Raw genomic sequence first — 17746 nt, 5'->3', positions numbered from 1 at the left:
TTGCGCGCAGCGATGGGTTCGGGCGTGAATCTACAGCGTTGGAAGTTGCAGTCCGCTGAGTTTCACTTCGCCGAGGTTCGTGTTGCCGACCTTTATATTGCCGAGCTTCAGCTCGATGGGAGCGCGTGACACCGAGCGCGGCGCGCGATCCTCGTCGGCGAGCGCCGCTGGCGGCCGGGTAAGCGAACCACCAATCACTGAGGCGCCGACGAGGATCACGAGCGCGATTGCTGCACTGATGCCGGCCGTGAGCCGGTCCAGTCTCGCGCTGCGCTGCAACGACCACACGACCGAGCCGAGCGCCACGAGGGCGGTCGCGGCAGCGGCGATGGTGACGGCAAAGAGAATGCCGCTCGCTGCTACGGCCGCGGGCGCGGCCGTGTCCATGGTGAACATGTGCTGGTGTTCCTTTCGGGGGTAGGAACCAGAATCGCCGGGTACGGTCCTGAATTTCCGACGTCCCCCGTTTGGAGGACAAATCGGTCAGCGATCAAAAAGTATCAGCGCGGTCCCGCAGCGTCAAGCTCGGTTTTCGGGGAGTCGCCGCCGCTGCCGCCGCGGCGACCGCATCGGCGGCACGCACCAGCGTGAGGTGGGTCAGGGCCTGCGGGGTGTTCCCCGCCTGGCGGGAGTTGCCGACGTCGTATTCCTCACTGAGCAGGCCGACATCGTTGGAGAATCCCACGAGCCGATCCATGAGCTTCCTGGCGTCGGCGAGTCGGTGGGAGCGCGCGTATTGCTCGACTAGCCAAAACGAGCACGCCAGGAACGGATTTTCCCCTGCGGGGAGGCCGTCGACACCCGATTCGCTGCGATACCTCAGCAGCAGCCCGTCCCGGAGCAATTCTGACTCGATCGCGGCCACGGTGCCGAGCATGCGCGGGTCGTCTGCGGCGATGTACCCGACCTGGGCGAGCTGTAGCAGCGAGGCATCCACCCCCGAACTGCCGTAATACTGGGTATACGTGTTGCGTTTCTTATCGAACCCTTTGCCCTCGATCTCGTCCCTCAGCGCGTCGCGAAGCGTCATCCACCGGGCCACGGGCCCGTCGAGTGCGAAGTCGTTGACCGCAGAGATGGCACAGTCCACTGCCGCCCACAGCATCACTCGTGAATGCGTGAAGTGGCGTTCCGGCCCGCGGATCTCCCAGATGCCCTGGTCTGGTCGTTCCCAGTTTTCCTCGACGAAGCTCATGAGGGCTCGCTGCACTGGCCAGGAGAAGTCGGGCTCGTCAGTTCCGAGCCTGCGGGCCGCCTGGAGCGCGATCATCACCTCGCCGAAGACGTCACCCTGGAACTGGGTGAACGCGGCATTGCCCACTCGCACCGGTGACGCTCCCTGGTAGCCCGGGAGGCTGGGTACCTCCCACTCGACCAGCCTTCGCTCCCCGGCGAGCCCGTACATGATCTGCACATCGGCCGGGTCGCCCGCGATGGCACGAAGTAGCCAGTTGCGCCACGAGTCGGCCTCTTCGGTAAAGCCATGGCTGAGAAGCACATGCAGGGTGAGGGATGCATCGCGCAGCCACACATAGCGGTAGTCCCAGTTGCGAGAGCCGCCGAAGCTCTCGGGCAGGCTTGTGGTTGCGGCGGCGACGATGCCGCCGGTGTCTTCGTGGGTGAGAGCGCGCAGCACGAGAAGTGATCGATGAACGGCATCGTGGTATTCGGCCGGAGCGGCACAGGCCGCTGCCCAGCGCTGCCACCACTTTGTCGTCTCCCTCAGTCGTTTGGTGACCCTGATAGCGGGAGGCGGCTCGCGGTGCGAGGGGTACCAGGTCAGCGTCAGGTCGACGGTGTCGCCGGCCGTCACCACAAAGTCCGTGGAGTGGTTATGGTCTTCGGCGTGCAGCCTCGGGCCGCGCACCACTATTGCATCGGGCCCCGCGACGGCCAGCAACTCGTGGTGGCCGTTGTGCGGCACCTGGCGAATCCAGGGTATGGCGTTGGCGTAGTCGAACCTGATCCGGAGATCCACGTGCATGATGACCGATCCACTCACGCCCCGAACACGCCTCACGATGTCTGCCCTGCGGTTGCCAAAGGGCATGAAGTCGGTGACCTCGACCTCGCCGGTCGGGGTGATCCAGTGGGTGATGAGCGTGAAGGTGTCGTCGATATAGCTCCGCGTCGTCGACACGCCGGGCTGCCGATGAAGCGACGCCTGCGGTGCCAGCAGCCACCGCCCGTGGTTCTCGTCGCCGAGGAGGGCGCCAAAAACCGACGCGGAGTCGAATCGTGGCACGCACAGCCAGTCGATGCTGCCGTCGCGCCCGACCAGGGCCGCGGTGTGGGTATCGCCAATCATGGCGTAGTCCTCGATAGGCAGGGGCACACTGCAATACTCGCACCCGCACGAAATGCCGTAGCGCGTCATCAACCCCGGATGCTTGACTGTGCCATGCCCACAGAGTCAGCGACCCTCATCGACATTGTCATCCACACCACCCCGAAGGGCGCGAGCCCGGTTCTGAAGGGGCTCCTCGGGGTGCCGGCCGGGAACGGTCCCTGGCCTGCGGTCGTGGTGGTGCATGAGGTGTTCGGCATTGAGGGCGAGATGCTAAAGCAGGTTGCGCACCTTGCGTCGCTGGGGTACCTCGCGCTGATGCCTGATCTCTACAGCAGCGGCGGGATGCGCAAGTGCCTGGTGAGCACCATGAAGGCCATGCGCAGCGGCACCGGGCGTGCGTTTCTCGACATCGATGCCGCGCGGCAATTTCTGGTAGACCGCCCCGATGCGACCGGAGCCGTCGGGGTCATCGGGTTTTGCATGGGCGGCGGATTCGCCCTGATGACCGCGTCATCGTCGGGGTTCGATGCCGCCGCGTCGAATTACGGCATGCTGCCGACCAACCCCGATGACGTTCTCGCCGGGGCCTGCCCGGTGATCGGCAGCTATGGGCTCCGAGACGGGTCACTGAAGGGCGCTGTCGCAACCCTCGAGCAGTCGCTCACCCGTCACCGCGTCATCCACGACCTCAAGGAGTATCCGAACGCAGGGCATGCGTTCATGAACGAGGCCGCGGCCGGCCCTGCCTGGTTCAGGCCTGTCGCGCGGGTGATGAACATGAAGCCTGATCCGGATGCCGCGGCAGACGCCTGGGCGCGCATCGACACATTCTTCCGTGAGCACCTCGGTCAACCCCGGGTCTAGGGGCGATCCGGTCCATCCGCCAACAGGCCGGCGGCGGATAATTCGGCCGCGAGTTCCGCGCCGTTCTGGCCGTAAAACCACCGCACGGTCGAGGCGGCTTCGCGCGCTGTGGTGCTGCGACCCCCGGCAAGCACCGCTTCCCCAGTTGACAGCTGCCTGATCGCAACCCCGGCAACATTCTCGGGATGATCGGTGGCGAACTCCCCGTAGAGCTCTTCGTCGTGCTGGCCGTCATCACCGATGAGCAGCCACTTCATGTTCGGGAATTCACGGGCGAGCCGAGCCAGGCTGGTGCGCTTATGATCCTGGCCGCTGCGGAACCAGCGATCGTGGGTGGGCCCCCAGTCGGTGAGCAGGATGGGACCGGCGGGATAGAGATTCCTGCCGAGGAAGCGGGTCAGGGTCTGGGCAACGTTCCAGGCGCCGGTCGAAAGATAGATGACGGGAGGAGTCGGCGTCGACCTGGTGAGCCTCTCGTAGAGAACGGCCATGCCCGCGACCGGCGTTCTTGCGTGCTCATCGAGGACAAACGTGTTCCATGCGGCAAGGAACGGCCGCGGGAGAGCAGTCACCATGACGGTGTCATCGATGTCGGAAATGATGCCGAACCTGACGTTCGGATCGAAAATGAAAACCGGGGCGGTAACCGACTCCGTGCCGATAGCGCCGAGAGTGATCTGTTGCCAGCCGAGGTCCAGGCTGGTGTCGAGCCGTACATCAACGATTCCGCCGCGCGTGGGGCACACCGAGTGCTCCACGCCCGCCGCACTGACGGTAACCGTGGCCTCTTCGACGGGGATGCTGAAAAAACTACGCCAACCGCGAACATTCTCTGCTCGCTGTGTGGGGGCGCCTCCCGCCCGGGCCAGTACTACCCTGCACAGCACGCGCGTCCAGCCAGAGGTGCCGTAACCCGCGTAGGGGATGATCGTGGTGACCAGCCCACGTTTGCGACCGCGTCGTTCCCGCCATCGGTGAAAGGCGTCTTCTATGCGGGCGGCCCTGTGCAGGATTTGTCCGCCGGGCTCCGGAGCTGGATTCGGTGCCGCGGATGCCATGACTCCAGCCTAATCTCGGTTGCGGGCCCGGCTCGCGCCGGCGGTCGTGCTCCGCAAGCTGGCTACTGAGCATTGAGGGGTTTCACGAGCGATGGCCCGGAATTGCGCACATTTCCGACCCCCCGATCGACCTCGTGGAACTCGATGAACTCGGCCACGTCGGCGCCACCGGCGGAAATCTCCTCGAGTAACTCCGGGGAACCTTCGGTGTGCGGGTCGAGCCACTCGTCGAGGAGTCCGGGGGAGAGGAAGACGGGCATCCTGTCATGTATTCCGGCGAGCGCACCGGTCGCACCCCGGGTGAGGATTGCGGTGGAGAGTATCCATTTCGCGGGGGAATCGAGCGCCGGAGTGGGGTCGCGCCACCAGTCGTAGAGGCCCGCAAAGACCAGCAATTCCCCCTCGGGCATGTGGATGAAGTGCGGCGTCTTGACGCCGTTGATCGTGGTCCACTCGTAGTAGCCGGTTGCGGGCACGATGGCCCTGCGCTTCTTCACAGCGGACGCGAAGGTGGGCTTTTCGGCCGCGGTCTCGATCCGGGCATTGATGGCGGTCACGCCGGATTTCAGATCCTTCGACCAGGGCGGAACGAGGCCCCATCGGGCCGACTCCAACCGCCGGACGGGCTCGTCATCGTCGGTGGCGTCCCGGGGAATGGTGTCCAGGATGATGCTCACCTGGTCAGTGGGCGCCACATTGAATGAGGGCCCGGGGAGGTCGATGGCGACGATATCGATGTCGAACATCTCGACGAGATCGGTTGCAGCACCGGCAACGACGAACCTTCCACACATGGGTCCAGTCTGCCAGCGTGAGCCCGGCCGCGTGTGGATTGCGTAGTTTGCATCGAGTTAATGTATAAACCAAAGGGGAGTATCTGCGGGGGGCGCAGTATGATTTGGACCGAAGAGACGAGGAAACCGTGTCATTACACGACGTTGAGCAAACCCGTGACACACAGGGTGCGCTGCGCAACGAGCCGGTGCAGGCGAGAAGCACCGCACGGTTGACGGCGCTGCTGGATGCTGCCGCCGCCGTCGTCGACGAGATCGGCTTTGAGCGGCTTACCACGGCCATGGTCGCGGAGGGCGCCGGCGCATCGATAGGCACCGTGTATCGGTATTTCCCCGATCGCATCGCGGTGTTGCAGGCCCTCGCGGCACGAAACCTCCACCGGGTTCTCGAGCGGGTCACCACCGAGATGATGGATGAGAAGCACGGCGACTGGCAGTCGGCCCTGAGCGCCGCGTTCGAGATCTTTGTGGAGGCCTACCGCACCGAGGCCGGATTCCGCGGTCTTCGGGTCGGCGACGTGCTCGACCTTCGACCTGCGCACCAGGAACGCACGTTCAATTCGATCGTCTCAGACCGGCTGCTCGACGGCCTCATCTCCCGGTTCGGTTTCGCCGATGGACCCGACATCAGGTTCACCTTCGAAACCGCGATGGAGGTCTCGGATTCTTTGGCAACCAGGGCCTTCGCGCGTGACCCCCACGGGGACGACGCGTTTCTGGTGGCTGGACGTGAAGTGGTGTTCAGCATGCTCGCAAAGGAATTCGACCCCATCGTCCCCGCGCCCTGACAGCAATGGGAGGGGTTGTCAAGGCCTCACAGGTTTCTCGCATCGAATATGACAGCGGTGCTGATTACTGTTAACTGGAACCACTGGCAAGTGTCGATCCGTGTTTGCGCACGAGGAATGAGCCGCAGTAATGATCGAGTTTCGTGGCGTGTCCAAACGCTTCCCCGACGGCACGGTGGCTGTCGACGATTTCAGTCTTGTCATACCCTCTCGGAAGACGACGGTGCTGGTCGGTTCGTCCGGTAGCGGCAAGACCACGTTGCTGCGGATGATCAACAGGATGGTTGATCCGACGAGTGGTGACATCCAGATCGATGGCGAGAGCATCACCGATCGTGACCCCGTCGCACTTCGGCGCAGCATTGGGTACGTGATGCAGAACTCCGGCCTCCTGCCACATCTCAAGGTCATCGACAATGTCGCGACGGTTCCCGTGCTGAATGGCGTGCCGCGGAAGAAGGCTCGAGCCGATGGACTCGAGCTTCTCGACACGGTCGGCCTCGACCGGTCCGTCGCGAACCGGTATCCCAGCCAGCTCTCGGGTGGCCAACAGCAGCGTGTCGGAGTCGCGCGCGGGCTTGCCGCCAACCCGAACATCCTGCTGATGGATGAACCATTCGGGGCGGTCGACCCCATCGTGCGGGCCGAACTGCAGCAGGAAACCATTCGACTCCAGCGCGACCTCGACAAGACGGTCGTGTTCGTCACCCACGACATCGACGAGGCGTTTCTGCTCGGTGACCAGGTGGTCATTTTGGAGAATGGCGCAAAGATCGCCCAAATCGGTAGCCCTCGCGACATCATGGCCAACCCCGCGAACGAGTTCGTCGCCAGCTTCATCGGTGCCGAAAAGGGCAAACGGTCACTGACAATCCAGCAGACCGAACACGGGGCGATTCTGGTCGATAGTGAGGGCAGGCCGCAGGGCGTCCTGACAGGCGGCCCTGAGCAGTGAACTGGGTCGTAAACAACCTCGACCTAATTATGCAACTGACTCTCGATCACCTGAGGCTGAGCATCCCCCCGATCTTCATCGGATTTCTGATCGCGCTGCCACTCGGGTACCTCGCATACCGCTTCGCGCTGACACGTGGGCTTCTGCTCACCCTCGCGGGGCTGTTGTACACGATCCCCTCCCTGGCGCTCCTGCCCATCCTCCCGACGATTTTCGGAACCAGTTTTCTCAGCCCGCTGAACCTCACCATCGCCTTGACGATCTATGCGGTCGCCATTATGGCGAGGTCGATAGCCGACGCACTGCAGTCAGTGGATCCCGCGGTGCGGCAGGCGGCCACCGCCATGGGCTACGGGTCGTGGCGGCGATTCTGGACCGTCGAGTTCCCCCTGGCGGGGCCCGTCATCCTCGCGGGGCTCAGGGTCACCGCCGTCAGCACCATCAGCCTGGCCACCGTGGGCATTCTGATTGGTGTCCAGAGCCTCGGTTACCTGTTCACGAATGGGCTGCAGAGGCAGATCGTGCCCGAGATCCTCTCGGGGTTGGTGATGGTGGTTGTCATCGCGCTCCTCGTCGACCTTCTGCTGTCAATGCTGGGTCGGGCGCTCATGCCCTGGGCGCCCAGTCGAGCCGTGAGGCCGAAGCTCGAGCGCCTCCCGCTGGTTCCCATGGTGGGTCGACAGTGAATCTCCTCGCCGAAGCATTCGCCTGGATCTTTTCCCCGGAGAGGCTGACCGGGTCGTACCCGCTGCTGGCCTCCGTCGCGCTGCACCTGTACTACACCTTCATCGCGGTCGTCATTGCCGCCCTCATCGCGATTCCGCTCGGCTATTACATCGGCCACACCGGCAGGGGCAGGGATGCCGCGATCGCCATCTCGGGCGCCGCTCGGGCCGTGCCATCCTTCGGTCTCATCCTGCTGCTCGTGCTCGTAATGGGCGTCACGCAGAAGCCCCTGGCCGCCACCGTCGCCTTTGTTCTATTGGGAATCCCGTCAATTCTCGCCGGTGCCTACGCCGGTCTCGAGGCGATCGATCGCCGGGTCATCGATGCCGCACGCGCCGTGGGCATGACGGAATGGCAGATTCTTATTAAGGTCGAGATGCCGCTGGGTCTTCCACTGCTGATTGGCGGGATCAGGGCGGGGACGCTGCAAATCGTCGCTACCGTGGTTCTCGCGGCGTATGTGAACCTCGGCGGGCTCGGCGCTTACATTATCCAGGGAATCCCGCTCAGCCGTTACGACCAGATTCTCGGCTCAGCGATCGTCATCGTCGCCCTCGCCCTCACCCTTGACGGGCTCTTCGCGCTGCTGCAGCGCACTGTCGTGCCGCGCGGTGTTACCGCGGGGCGTATCCAGGACGTCCGCACACCGTCATTCCGACGCCGTGCGGTGATGGGAACCCCCATCCACGAAGGAAAAGGATAAAAAATGTTCACAGCAAGGAACAAGGGCCGGCTCGCCATTGGTGCAGCCGCGGTCGGGGTGGCATTGGCCCTGTCAGGGTGCGCGTCAGGTGATCCTTTGGGCACGGAGACGGGCACAGGAAGTACGGGCGCCAGCAAGACGATCACCATCGGCTCGCAGGCGTACTATTCCAACGAGATCATCGCCGAGATTTACGCACAGGCCCTCGAAGATGCCGGATTCACCGTCGATCGCCAGTTCAACATCGGCCAGCGTGACGCCTACCTGCCCTCGCTCGAGAATGGCGATATTGACCTGTTCCCCGAATACACGGGCAACCTGTTGCAGTTCTATGACGAAAAGACCACCGCGACCACCTCGGATGACGTGTACGCCGCCCTCGCGAAGGCGTTACCCGACGGCCTGACCGTGCTTGACCAGGCATCGGCAACCGACCAGGACTCGTACAACGTCACCGCCGAATTCGCCAAAGCAAATAAGCTCCAGAGTCTCGCCGACCTCAAAAACGTCACCACGCCGCTGACCCTGGGTGGTGCTGCAGAACTCGAGAAGCGTCCGTACGGGCCCGCCGGACTTCTCTCCGTCTACGGCGCCACTGTGGGCTTCTCGGCCACCGGTGACACCACGGTGGAGGACCTGCTTGCCGGCACCGTCAACATCGCCAATGTGTACAGCGCAGACCCGCGTATCCAGACCAAGAAATTGGTGACCCTGGAAGACCCCGATGGGCTCTTCCTCGCCTCCAACGTCGTGCCCCTGGTGAACGCAGACATCGCAGACTCGATCGCCGATGTCATCAACGCGGTTCAGGCGAAGCTCACGCCGGAGGCACTCGTGGCCATGAACGTCGAGTCGACGGTAGACCAGTCGTCCTCCTCCGACATCGCCACGAAGTGGCTGACCGAAAACGGGCTGCTGAAGAAGTAGTGGAGGAACGAGGGGGCGGATGCTGCGGCATCCACCCCCTCGTTTTCGTCTAAAGCCTGACGTCGTCGATCGTGTTCGCGTCACCGTCGCCGGCCCGATCCATGTGGCGGGCCTCGTGTCGCTCAAGCAGTTTTCGGCCCATGAAGGCGACGATTCCGAACGCCACCACAATGCCAACGAAGAGGTAGCCCGCAGAGTGGAGGCTGTCGAGCAGCGCGGTGAAACTCCCGGCCGCAAAAGTGCCCGCCGACACGTAGGCGAAACTCCAGATGGTGGATGCGGGAATCGTCCAGGCCATGAAGGTGCGGTAAGTCATGGTGCTCATGCCGACGGTGAGGGGCACGAGGGCATGAAGCACGGGCAGGAATCGCGAGATAAAAACGGCGATTCCTCCGCGTCGGTCGATGTAGTTTTCCGCGCGCACCCAGCTTTTTTCTCCCAGGCGGCGACCGAGTCGTGAACTGCGGATCCTGGGGCCGAAGAACCGCCCCAGCAGGAACCCGATGCTTTCGCCGCCGAGAGCGCCAGCGATGACGACCAGCGCCAGGGCGAAGTACTCGGTGGGACTACTGACAGCGGTGGCCGCAACAACCACGATCGTGTCACCCGGCACGATAAGCCCGACGAAGATCGACGTCTCGAGCATGATTCCGATGCCAGCCAGGATGGTGCGCAACACCGGATCGACCGATTGGACGACAGCCAGAATCCAGCCGAGCCCCCCGCTGAGCAACTCTCCGAACCACTCGAGAGGGTTGGAGAGCTGCGCGACGAGATCAAGCATGGCCTAGATCGCCTTTCTCACAGCGTCGAGTCGTGCCCGCCAAATGCCGAGCCGTCCGGGCTTCTCGGCGAGCTCGGGGCCATCGATCCATGCCGTGGCAATGCGGATTCCGTGCAGTGCGCTGAGGGCCCACAACTCAGTGCCCTCCAGTTCCGACGGAGTCACCGCTTCTTCGTGGGTGTCGAGCCCGAGTGCAGCCGCCAGGGTCAGAGCGCTCCTCGCGGTGACACTGTCAATTCTCGGAAATTCGGCAGGAGGGCCACACAGGATGTCGCCGCGCCACCAGAGCAACCCCGAATATGCGCCCTCGACCACGTACCCATCGTCCGACAGGATCACCGCCTCGGTCGCCCCCTGCGGTTGCACGGCGCTGCGGATGCGCGACATCGCATCGAGGTCCGGCCCTTTAACGGTCGGCCGGGTGCGGGGGTCTGCGCCGTTCCAGGTCGCGAGAACTGCGGCGCGATGCCGCTCGGGAGCGGTTCGCAGGCGCAATACCAGCCGGCCGTGGGAGAGCTGCTCTACCCGGGGAAACCAGTCACCCGTCGTGGGAATGACGGCGATAGCGGCATCCCAGAATGCCTCGGCACCTTGGGTATGTCCCAGGAAACGTTCACGGTGAAGACCCAGCGCCAGAGCCTTCCCCTCACTCACGACCCAGGAATCCGCGGCGGTGATGCTCGAATCCGTCATATCGCAGTACTCAAGCGGAACCAGCTTGCCGTCATGCCACCGGAAGATCGACGCGACACTCATAGTCTTAGGTTATGCCCCGGGTCCTGTGCGCTCCCCTCGGCCGCTGGGTTGATCCTGCGGCCGCGTATCTCGCTCTCTGTGGTGACGCGGATGCGGCGTTTTGGCTCGATAGCGGGCCCGACGCAACCACCGGTATGAGCTACCTCGGTCTCGCGTCATCCGTTGTCACCGCGTTCGACAGGCCGGTGCTCGACTGGTTGCGGGCCGAGCTGGCCGCCGAACACCTCGATACATCGGATGCCCCACCCGGGTTCGCCCTCGGCTGGGTCGGCTGGCTGGGTTACGAGTTGCGTGGCGAGACCATGGCGACGCCGGTCGGGGCACCCTCGCGCTACCCCGATGCTGCCTGGCTCCGCATCGAACGGGCGCTCGCCTTTGACCACTCGACCAGGGTGGTGACCGTGATGTCACTGGATGACGTGCACGGCTGGCGCGCTGAGGTGCTGCAGGCGCTGGGGCACCCGCCCCGTGTGCCCACCCCGCCGGCGCGGGATGCCCGGCCCGCGGCATCCTGGGCACACACCGATGAGTCATACCTCACCATGATCGAGGCCTGCCAACAAGCGATCACCGAGGGTGACGCCTACCTGCTGTGCCTCACGACCGAGGTGAGCGTCGACGGCACCCCGGATCCGCTGGCCACCTACCTGGCCCTGCGCGAGTCGAGCCCGACCCACCATGGTGCGCTCGTGCGGGCGGGCGCGGTCTCGCTACTGAGCGCGAGCCCCGAACAATTTCTTGCCGTATCTGCTGAGGGAGTCATGACCACCAGCCCGATCAAGGGTACCCGACCTCGAGGCAGCACGGAGGCCGGCGATGGGCAACTCCGTGCAGATCTCGAGGCAAGCGAGAAGGAGCGCGCCGAGAACGTCATGATCGTCGATCTGATGCGCAATGACATCGGCAGGGTGTCTCGGCCCGGCACGGTGGGGGTGACCACGCTGCTGGCCGTGGAGAGCTATGCGCAGGTGCATCAGCTGGTGAGCACCGTGATTGGTGAGCTGGCCGAGGGCCTGACGGCGCTGGACGCCATCGCAGCCTGTTTTCCTGCCGGATCGATGACGGGGGCTCCCAAGATGTCGGCCACGACCATCCTCGATCGGCTCGAACGACGCCCGCGTGGGATCTACTCGGGCGCCTTCGGTTACCTGGGCTTCGACGGCACGCTCGACCTGGCCATGGTCATCCGGTCAATCATTATTGACCAGGATGGTGCGACGATCGGCACTGGCGGTGGGATCACGGCACTCTCGATTCCGGCGGAGGAGCTGGCCGAGACGAAGCTGAAGGCCGCGGCGATGCTGGCCGCGCTCGGTGTCGTGCCCGCCGGCTCCGCCTGACCGCTGCCTGCCAACGGTGCCCACCCACGTCGAGATCACCGCTTTTGCTGGGTACAACGCGATTTAGGCAGCAAAAGTGGAGATCTCGATGCGAATCGGCCGCGAGTTTTCGCTCGGCCCCACGGGTTGGCGGCCGACGTGCACGACGTGACACCCCCATCGGAGGTCACGCGACGAGCCGCGTCGGGGCAGTCGCGCACTCGCGTGACCCGCTGAACGCGCCCCCACACTCAACCGGTAGCCTTGACGAGGTCGTTCGTGATGTCGCGACCGCCCGCGATCAACGGCGATCGTCACCAGCCCCGAATGAAGTGAGACCCAGTGACTGAGCCCCGCGATAATGAGCCCCGTGATAATGAGCCCCGCGATACTGCACCCAGCGACTCTGCACCCAGCGACTCTGCACCCAGTGACTCTGCACCCCGCGACGAGCGTGATGACGGCGCCGGTTACGATATCGCCGCCATCCAACGGAAGTGGCAGCCCATCTGGCGCCAGATGAACTCTTTCGCAACCGATGACCCGGCCGATAAGAGGCCGCGCAAATACATCCTGGACATGTTCCCGTACCCCTCCGGCGAACTTCACATCGGGCACGCCGAAGCCTTCGGTTTCGGGGACATTGTGGCGCGCTATTGGCGCCAGCGTGGATTCAACGTCCTGCACCCGATCGGCTGGGACTCCTTTGGTCTTCCCGCCGAGAACGCCGCCATCGAGCGGGGAGTCGACCCCTCCGTCTGGACCTACGCCAATATCGAAGAGCAAAAGCAGAACTTCGGACGATACGGGATCTCGTTTGACTGGAGTCGAGTGCTGCACACCAGCGACCCCGAGTATTACAAGTGGAACCAGTGGCTGTTCCTGAAGCTCTACGAGAAGGGCTTGGCCTACCGCAAGGAAAGCTGGGTCAACTGGGATCCGAAAGACCAGACCGTGCTGGCAAACGAGCAGGTGTTGCCGGATGGCACGTCTGAGCGCTCGGGAGCTGTGGTCGTCAAAAAGAAACTCACCCAGTGGTACTTCAAAATCACCGAATACGCCGACCGACTGCTCGATGATCTCAACCAGCTTGAGGGCTCCTGGCCGGCCAAGGTGCTGTCGATGCAACGCAACTGGATTGGTCGTTCTGTCGGCGCGGATGTCGACTTCGAGATCGAGGGCGCGGCTCAGGGCGTCGCGTCCGGCGCCACCGCGCTGAACACCAAAATCACCGTTTTCACGACCCGGCCCGACACCCTCTATGGCGTGACGTTCATGGTGGTGGCTCCTGACTCGGATCTCGCCGCGGAGCTGGCTGCCGGTTCCTCCGCGCAGGTACAGGCGACGTTCAGGGAGTACCTCGCGCAGGCCCAGAAGAATACGGAGATCGAGCGTCAGGACGCGACCCGCGAGAAGACCGGAATCCCTCTCGACCGGTACGCGATCAACCCGGCGACGGGCGAGCGCATCCCGATCTGGACCTCCGACTACGTGCTCGCCGACTATGGCCACGGTGCCGTCATGTCGGTGCCAGCACATGACCAGCGCGATCTCGATTTCGCGCGAAAGTTTGGGCTGCCCGTGCGGGTGGTACTCGACGTGAATGCGCCGATCACCGGTGCCATCCCCGTACTCGACCTGGACGAGAACGGCGCGGCGATCCTGCCGGATGACCTCCCGCCGCTCGACCCGGCCGCCACCGGCAAGGCGCTCATGGGTGACGGCCGCATGCTCAACTCTGGGCCCCTGAATGGCCTCAGTAAGAATAATGCGATCAAGAAGATCATTGAGCAACTTGAGGCGGCAGGCACCGGTCGCGCGGCGAAGACCTATCGGCTGCGAGACTGGCTCATTTCACGCCAGCGCTTCTGGGGCACTCCCATCCCGATCATTCACGGGGATGACGGTGAACTCATGGCCGTGCCATTCGAACAGCTTCCCGTGGTGTTGCCGCCGACCGACGGGCTCGACCTGAAGCCGAAAGGCCAGTCGCCGCTGGCCGCCGCCGCTGACTGGATCGCCGTTGACGATCCGCGCGATGGCCGCCCGGCCAAGCGTGATGCCGACACGATGGACACCTTCGTCGACAGTTCCTGGTACTTCCTGCGCTTCCTGTCGCCGCACGATCCAGACCAGGCGTTCGATGTGGCAGAGGCCGAGAAGTGGGCTCCGGTCGACCAGTACGTGGGAGGCGTCGAGCACGCCATCCTGCACCTGCTGTACGCCCGCTTCATCACCAAAGTGCTCTTCGATATGGGATATGTGAGCTTCACCGAGCCGTTCAGCGCGCTTCTGAACCAGGGGATGGTGCTCTCCGAGGGCAAGAGGATGTCGAAGCGAAGCCGCAAGGGCACCACCTTCACGGCCGAGGTTGATAAGCACGGCGCGGATGCGCTGCGCCTGAGTTTGGCGTTTGCGGGCCCGCCGGAAGACAACATCAATTGGGAGGATGTCTCGCCAGCGGCGTCGGCGAAGTTCCTTGCTCGAGCGTTCCGACTGTCCACCGATGTCACCAGTGTGCCCGAGATTGAGTGGCGGACGGGGGATGCGACGCTCCGCCGTCAGACGCATCGCTTCCTGGCCGACGGACCGGGCCTCGCCGAGTCGCTCAAGTTCAACGTCCTGGTAGCTCGCGTGATGGAACTCACCAACGCCACCCGCAAAGTCATTGACTCGGGCGCGGGCGGCGGGGATGCCGCGGTTCGCGAGGCCGTCGAGGTCATCACGATCGCGCTCAGCCTGATTGCCCCATTCACCGCGGAGGAGATGTGGGAGCGCCTCGGGTACCAGCCCACCGTTGCCCTCGCTGGCTGGCGCAAAGCCGACCCGACGCTGCTCGTCGAAGAGTCCGTTACGGCCATCGTGCAGGTCGATGGCAAGGTGCGAGACCGCATCGAAGTTGCACCGAAGATCTCGAGCGATGACCTCGAAGCGCTGGCTCGTGCCTCCGTTTCTGTGTCGCGCGCGGTGGGCGATCGGCAGATCGTGAACGTCATTGTGCGCGCTCCTCGTCTCGTCAACATCGCGACAAAGCCCGCGTAGTACACCGAAGCCTCGGCGGGCTCCCGCCGGGGCTCGTGGGCCGCGTAGCTTTCCTGCGTGGATGATCTCGCAGACCCGCGGCGGGCACGACTGCGCGTCAGAGTGGGCGCAGTCGTCGTGCTTGTACTGGTGGGGCTTGGCTGTGCCGTGCTCGTGGCGACGCTGGGGCAGCACGGTTCCGTGGCAGAGGTGGCACCTCCCGACCAGACATCGACCCCGGGGGCGGTGGTATCCGGTGCCGAGATCTTCGTTCATATCCTGGGTGCCGTCGAGCATCCCGGCCTGTACACGCTGGGGGAGGGTGATCGTGGGATCGACGCGGTGGCGGCCGCGGGGGGTTTCCTCGACACCGCAGACCAGCGGCAGTTGAATCTTGCACGATTCGTGGTGGATGGCGAACAGATCGTGGTGCCAACGATCGGCGAGATTCCCGAGGGTGCGGCAGGAACGTCCGGTTCCGTCGTCGACGGCAAGGTCAATATCAACACGGCCGATGAGGCGGCGCTCGATACTCTCCCCAGGGTCGGCCCGGCCATGGCGGCACGCATCATCGCCTGGCGCGAGGCGAACGGCAGGTTCACCGCCATCGAAGACCTGATGAGCGTCACAGGAATCGGCGATAAGACCTTCGAGGGCCTGCGCGACCTGGTGACGGTGTGATCTCGTGAGCATCGACCTTCGACTGGCGATCCCCGCGGTCTGCGGGTGGATCGCGGCGGCAATCCTTATCGCCGTCGAGGAAGCCGCCATCCCGGCCCTGGTCGTGGCATGGATCGCGGCGGGGGCTCTGGCCGTTGTGCGACCCCGATTTGCCATCGTTGCCGCGGCTATCGCTCTGTGCTGTACATCGGTCGCGGTGCAGGCTCCGGCGCGTCATCCCGACATCCTGGCGGAGGCCGCGACCCATCACCGCACCGTCACTGCCATCGCGACGACCACCCAGACGGTCCTGCCCGGTCGCGGGTCGTTCGAGATGCAACTCAACTCGGTCGATGTCGCAACACAGTCTGAGCGGGTGTCTGTGCCGGTCCTGGTGTTCGGGGACGGACCCGAGCATCGACTCGGAATCGGCGCCAGGGTCATCCTCGCGGGAACCATCGTCGCCACCGAGCCGGGAGACGACCGGGCGTTTGTGTTCTTCCCGAACGAGCCCCCCGAGGTCGTGAGCATGCCGCCGTGGTACCTGGAGTGGGCCAACGAGTTGCGGTCGACCTTCCTGTCGGCGACGCAGTCGCTCCCCGGCGACGGTGGTGATCTCCTCGCTGGGCTTGCCATCGGTGACACCTCCGCCGTCTCAGACTCACTCGACGCGGCCATGAAGGTGAGCTCCCTGAGCCACCTCACTGCTGTCTCCGGCGCGAACTGTGCCGTCGTAATTGGGCTGGTGATGTTGGCGGGCGCGGCGCTGGGGTTGCCTCGGTGGCTACGGATCGCGGCATCCTTGGCAGTGCTGCTGGGTTTTGTCATTGTGGTGACGCCAGAGCCGAGCGTGGTGCGAGCGGCGGTCATGGCCGCGATTGTGCTGGCCGCGCTGTTCGGTGGTCGACCGGCACGCGGGCTGCCGATCCTGTCACTCGCCACGCTATCGTTGGTCGTTCTCGACCCGTGGCTTGCCCGAAACTTCGGATTCGTGCTCTCGGTGCTCGCGACTGCCGGACTGTTATTGCTCGCCGGCCCGCTGGCGAGAATGCTGGAGCAGTGGCTGCCGCGCTGGCTGGCGCTGGTCATCGCGGTGCCGATTGCCGCCCAGCTGGCGTGCCAGCCCGTGATTGTGCTGCTGAACGCCTCGCTGCCGGTGTACGGAGTGGTGGCGAACGTGCTGGCCGCGCCGGCCGCGCCCGTCGCCACCGTCATCGGGCTTGCCGCCTGTGTGGCGCTGGGGTTCTTTCCTCCGCTGGGAATGCTCCTGAGCCAGCTCGCCTGGCTTCCCTCCGCATGGATCGCGGCGGTTGCGACATTCTTCGCTAGCGCCCCGGGGGCGCAACTTCCCTGGCCGGAGGGCCTCGCTGGGGTGGTCCTATTGGCAGCAACGAGCTCGATTGCTGTCGTCTCCATCCTGGGGCGGGGTCGCTGGCGACGCTGGGCGGCGGTTGCCCTGGCGCTCACGCTCGTGTGCTACTCGGGAGCGCTCGCCGGTGGGCGAATTGCTCAACAGCTGGGGCGGCCGAGCGACTGGCAGATCGCCGGATGCGACGTGGGGCAGGGTGACGCCTTCGTCGTGCGCAGCGCCGGTGCGGTTGCCCTCATCGACACGGGACCGGATCCCGCGCTTCTCACCGCCTGCCTTGACGAGCTGGGAATTGATCGCATTGATCTTCTCGTGCTCACGCACTATCACCTTGATCATGTCGGCGGGGTCGACTCCATCGTTGGACTGGTCGACCAGGTCATCGTTGGGCCGACCGGCCAGGACGCAGACGAGCGCGTGATCGCCGACCTCAGGGCGGGGGGCGCCGAGGTGCAACAGGTGAGCCGGGGGCCGAGCGGCATGCTCGGTGACCTTCGCTGGCATGTGTTGTGGCCACCGGCGCGACTCGCAGGAATCGACATTGGCAATCCCTCAAGCGTGGTGGTCGAGTTCGAGCCCCTGGGCGAATGCCGAACCGGATGCCTCAGCTCACTGTTCCTCGGAGATGTGGGCCAGAGTGCGCAGCAGCGTCTTCTGTCCACCAATCCGCTCGGCCGGGTGGACGTGGTGAAAGTAGCACACCACGGCTCGGCTGATCAGGAACCGCAACTC

At 64.5% G+C, this 17746-nt stretch carries 16 protein-coding genes; 10 read left to right on the top strand and 6 right to left on the bottom strand.

Features of this window, described 5'->3' with window-relative positions:
- Positions 1-30 precede the first annotated feature (30 nt).
- Both RMN95_RS11475 and RMN95_RS11470 read right to left on the bottom strand, forming a co-directional pair.
- Positions 31-396, bottom strand: a complete 366-nt coding sequence (locus RMN95_RS11475) for a hypothetical protein (protein ID WP_309617044.1) — start codon at positions 394-396, stop codon at positions 31-33.
- Between the two features lie 94 nt (positions 397-490).
- A complete protein-coding gene (locus RMN95_RS11470) occupies positions 491-2335 on the bottom strand; it encodes a glycoside hydrolase family 15 protein (protein ID WP_309617043.1) in 1845 nt (614 codons plus the stop codon).
- A gap of 66 nt (positions 2336-2401) precedes the next feature.
- Between RMN95_RS11470 and RMN95_RS11465 the strand changes: the two genes are divergently transcribed.
- On the top strand, positions 2402-3154 hold the full coding sequence (locus tag RMN95_RS11465) for a dienelactone hydrolase family protein (protein ID WP_309617042.1): 753 nt from the start codon (positions 2402-2404) through the stop codon (positions 3152-3154).
- On the opposite strand, the gene RMN95_RS11460 is transcribed toward RMN95_RS11465, so the two are convergent.
- A complete protein-coding gene (locus RMN95_RS11460) occupies positions 3151-4212 on the bottom strand; it encodes a phosphatase domain-containing protein (RefSeq protein ID WP_309617041.1) in 1062 nt (353 codons plus the stop codon). The genes RMN95_RS11465 and RMN95_RS11460 overlap by 4 nt on opposite strands.
- A gap of 62 nt (positions 4213-4274) precedes the next feature.
- The gene (locus RMN95_RS11455) at positions 4275-5006 is read right to left on the bottom strand and encodes an SOS response-associated peptidase (RefSeq protein ID WP_309617040.1); all 732 of its coding nucleotides are present in this window, start codon (positions 5004-5006) and stop codon (positions 4275-4277) included.
- A 128-nt stretch (positions 5007-5134) separates the two neighbouring features.
- On the opposite strand from RMN95_RS11455, the gene RMN95_RS11450 reads away from it, so the two are divergent.
- From RMN95_RS11450 to RMN95_RS11430, 5 genes are all read left to right on the top strand, one after another.
- On the top strand, positions 5135-5794 hold the full coding sequence (locus tag RMN95_RS11450; RefSeq protein WP_309617039.1) for a TetR/AcrR family transcriptional regulator: 660 nt from the start codon (positions 5135-5137) through the stop codon (positions 5792-5794).
- A 130-nt stretch (positions 5795-5924) separates the two neighbouring features.
- The gene (locus RMN95_RS11445) at positions 5925-6749 is read left to right on the top strand and encodes an ATP-binding cassette domain-containing protein (RefSeq protein ID WP_309617038.1); all 825 of its coding nucleotides are present in this window, start codon (positions 5925-5927) and stop codon (positions 6747-6749) included.
- Positions 6746-7435 carry an ABC transporter permease gene (locus tag RMN95_RS11440; protein ID WP_309617037.1) on the top strand — a complete coding sequence of 230 codons (690 nt, stop codon included), beginning with the start codon at positions 6746-6748 and terminating at the stop codon, positions 7433-7435. Before RMN95_RS11445 ends, RMN95_RS11440 begins: the two co-directional genes overlap by 4 nt.
- Positions 7432-8178, top strand: a complete 747-nt coding sequence (locus tag RMN95_RS11435; protein WP_309617036.1) for an ABC transporter permease — start codon at positions 7432-7434, stop codon at positions 8176-8178. Before RMN95_RS11440 ends, RMN95_RS11435 begins: the two co-directional genes overlap by 4 nt.
- Before the next feature lie 3 nt (positions 8179-8181).
- Positions 8182-9105 carry an ABC transporter substrate-binding protein gene (locus tag RMN95_RS11430; RefSeq protein WP_309617035.1) on the top strand — a complete coding sequence of 308 codons (924 nt, stop codon included), beginning with the start codon at positions 8182-8184 and terminating at the stop codon, positions 9103-9105.
- A gap of 49 nt (positions 9106-9154) precedes the next feature.
- Here RMN95_RS11430 and RMN95_RS11425 read toward each other — a convergent pair whose 3' ends face one another.
- Positions 9155-9889 (bottom strand): DedA family protein, encoded by a 735-nt coding sequence (locus RMN95_RS11425; RefSeq protein ID WP_309617034.1) that lies wholly within the window; start codon positions 9887-9889, stop codon positions 9155-9157.
- A gap of 3 nt (positions 9890-9892) precedes the next feature.
- Positions 9893-10645, bottom strand: coding sequence for an aminotransferase class IV (locus RMN95_RS11420; protein ID WP_309617033.1), 753 nt, complete (start codon positions 10643-10645; stop codon positions 9893-9895).
- Between the two features lie 11 nt (positions 10646-10656).
- Here RMN95_RS11420 and RMN95_RS11415 point away from each other — a divergent pair, with 11 nt between their 5' ends.
- The 4 genes from RMN95_RS11415 to RMN95_RS11400 all read left to right on the top strand — a co-directional run.
- Entirely contained in the window at positions 10657-11985 is a 1329-nt protein-coding gene (locus tag RMN95_RS11415) for an anthranilate synthase component I family protein (RefSeq protein ID WP_309617032.1), read from the top strand.
- A gap of 456 nt (positions 11986-12441) precedes the next feature.
- Positions 12442-15006, top strand: a complete 2565-nt coding sequence (gene leuS / locus RMN95_RS11410) for a leucine--tRNA ligase (protein ID WP_309617057.1) — start codon at positions 12442-12444, stop codon at positions 15004-15006.
- Positions 15007-15063: 57 nt separating this feature from the next.
- Positions 15064-15666, top strand: coding sequence for a helix-hairpin-helix domain-containing protein (locus RMN95_RS11405; RefSeq protein WP_309617031.1), 603 nt, complete (start codon positions 15064-15066; stop codon positions 15664-15666).
- Between the two features lie 4 nt (positions 15667-15670).
- The coding region (locus tag RMN95_RS11400) for a ComEC/Rec2 family competence protein (RefSeq protein WP_309617030.1) at positions 15671-17746 on the top strand (2076 nt) is incomplete at its 3' end.

The sequence above is a fragment of the Salinibacterium sp. genome, from assembly GCF_031364185.1.
Taxonomy (GTDB): domain Bacteria; phylum Actinomycetota; class Actinomycetes; order Actinomycetales; family Microbacteriaceae; genus Rhodoglobus.
The sequence above is the reverse complement of the archived record's forward strand: the minus strand, read 5'-3'. Positions and strand labels throughout refer to the sequence as shown.

Excerpts from the sequence above, each read along its gene's own strand:
- RMN95_RS11475 (WP_309617044.1), bottom strand. The coding sequence starts at position 396 with ATGTTCACCATGGACACGGCCGCGCCCGCGGCCGTAGCAGCGAGCGGC.
- RMN95_RS11465 (WP_309617042.1), top strand. The coding sequence starts at position 2,402 with ATGCCCACAGAGTCAGCGACCCTCATCGACATTGTCATCCACACCACC.
- RMN95_RS11460 (WP_309617041.1), bottom strand. The coding sequence starts at position 4,212 with ATGGCATCCGCGGCACCGAATCCAGCTCCGGAGCCCGGCGGACAAATC.
- RMN95_RS11455 (WP_309617040.1), bottom strand. The coding sequence starts at position 5,006 with ATGTGTGGAAGGTTCGTCGTTGCCGGTGCTGCAACCGATCTCGTCGAG.
- RMN95_RS11445 (WP_309617038.1), top strand. The coding sequence starts at position 5,925 with ATGATCGAGTTTCGTGGCGTGTCCAAACGCTTCCCCGACGGCACGGTG.
- RMN95_RS11430 (WP_309617035.1), top strand. The coding sequence starts at position 8,182 with ATGTTCACAGCAAGGAACAAGGGCCGGCTCGCCATTGGTGCAGCCGCG.
- RMN95_RS11425 (WP_309617034.1), bottom strand. The coding sequence starts at position 9,889 with ATGCTTGATCTCGTCGCGCAGCTCTCCAACCCTCTCGAGTGGTTCGGA.
- RMN95_RS11420 (WP_309617033.1), bottom strand. The coding sequence starts at position 10,645 with ATGAGTGTCGCGTCGATCTTCCGGTGGCATGACGGCAAGCTGGTTCCG.
- RMN95_RS11415 (WP_309617032.1), top strand. The coding sequence starts at position 10,657 with ATGCCCCGGGTCCTGTGCGCTCCCCTCGGCCGCTGGGTTGATCCTGCG.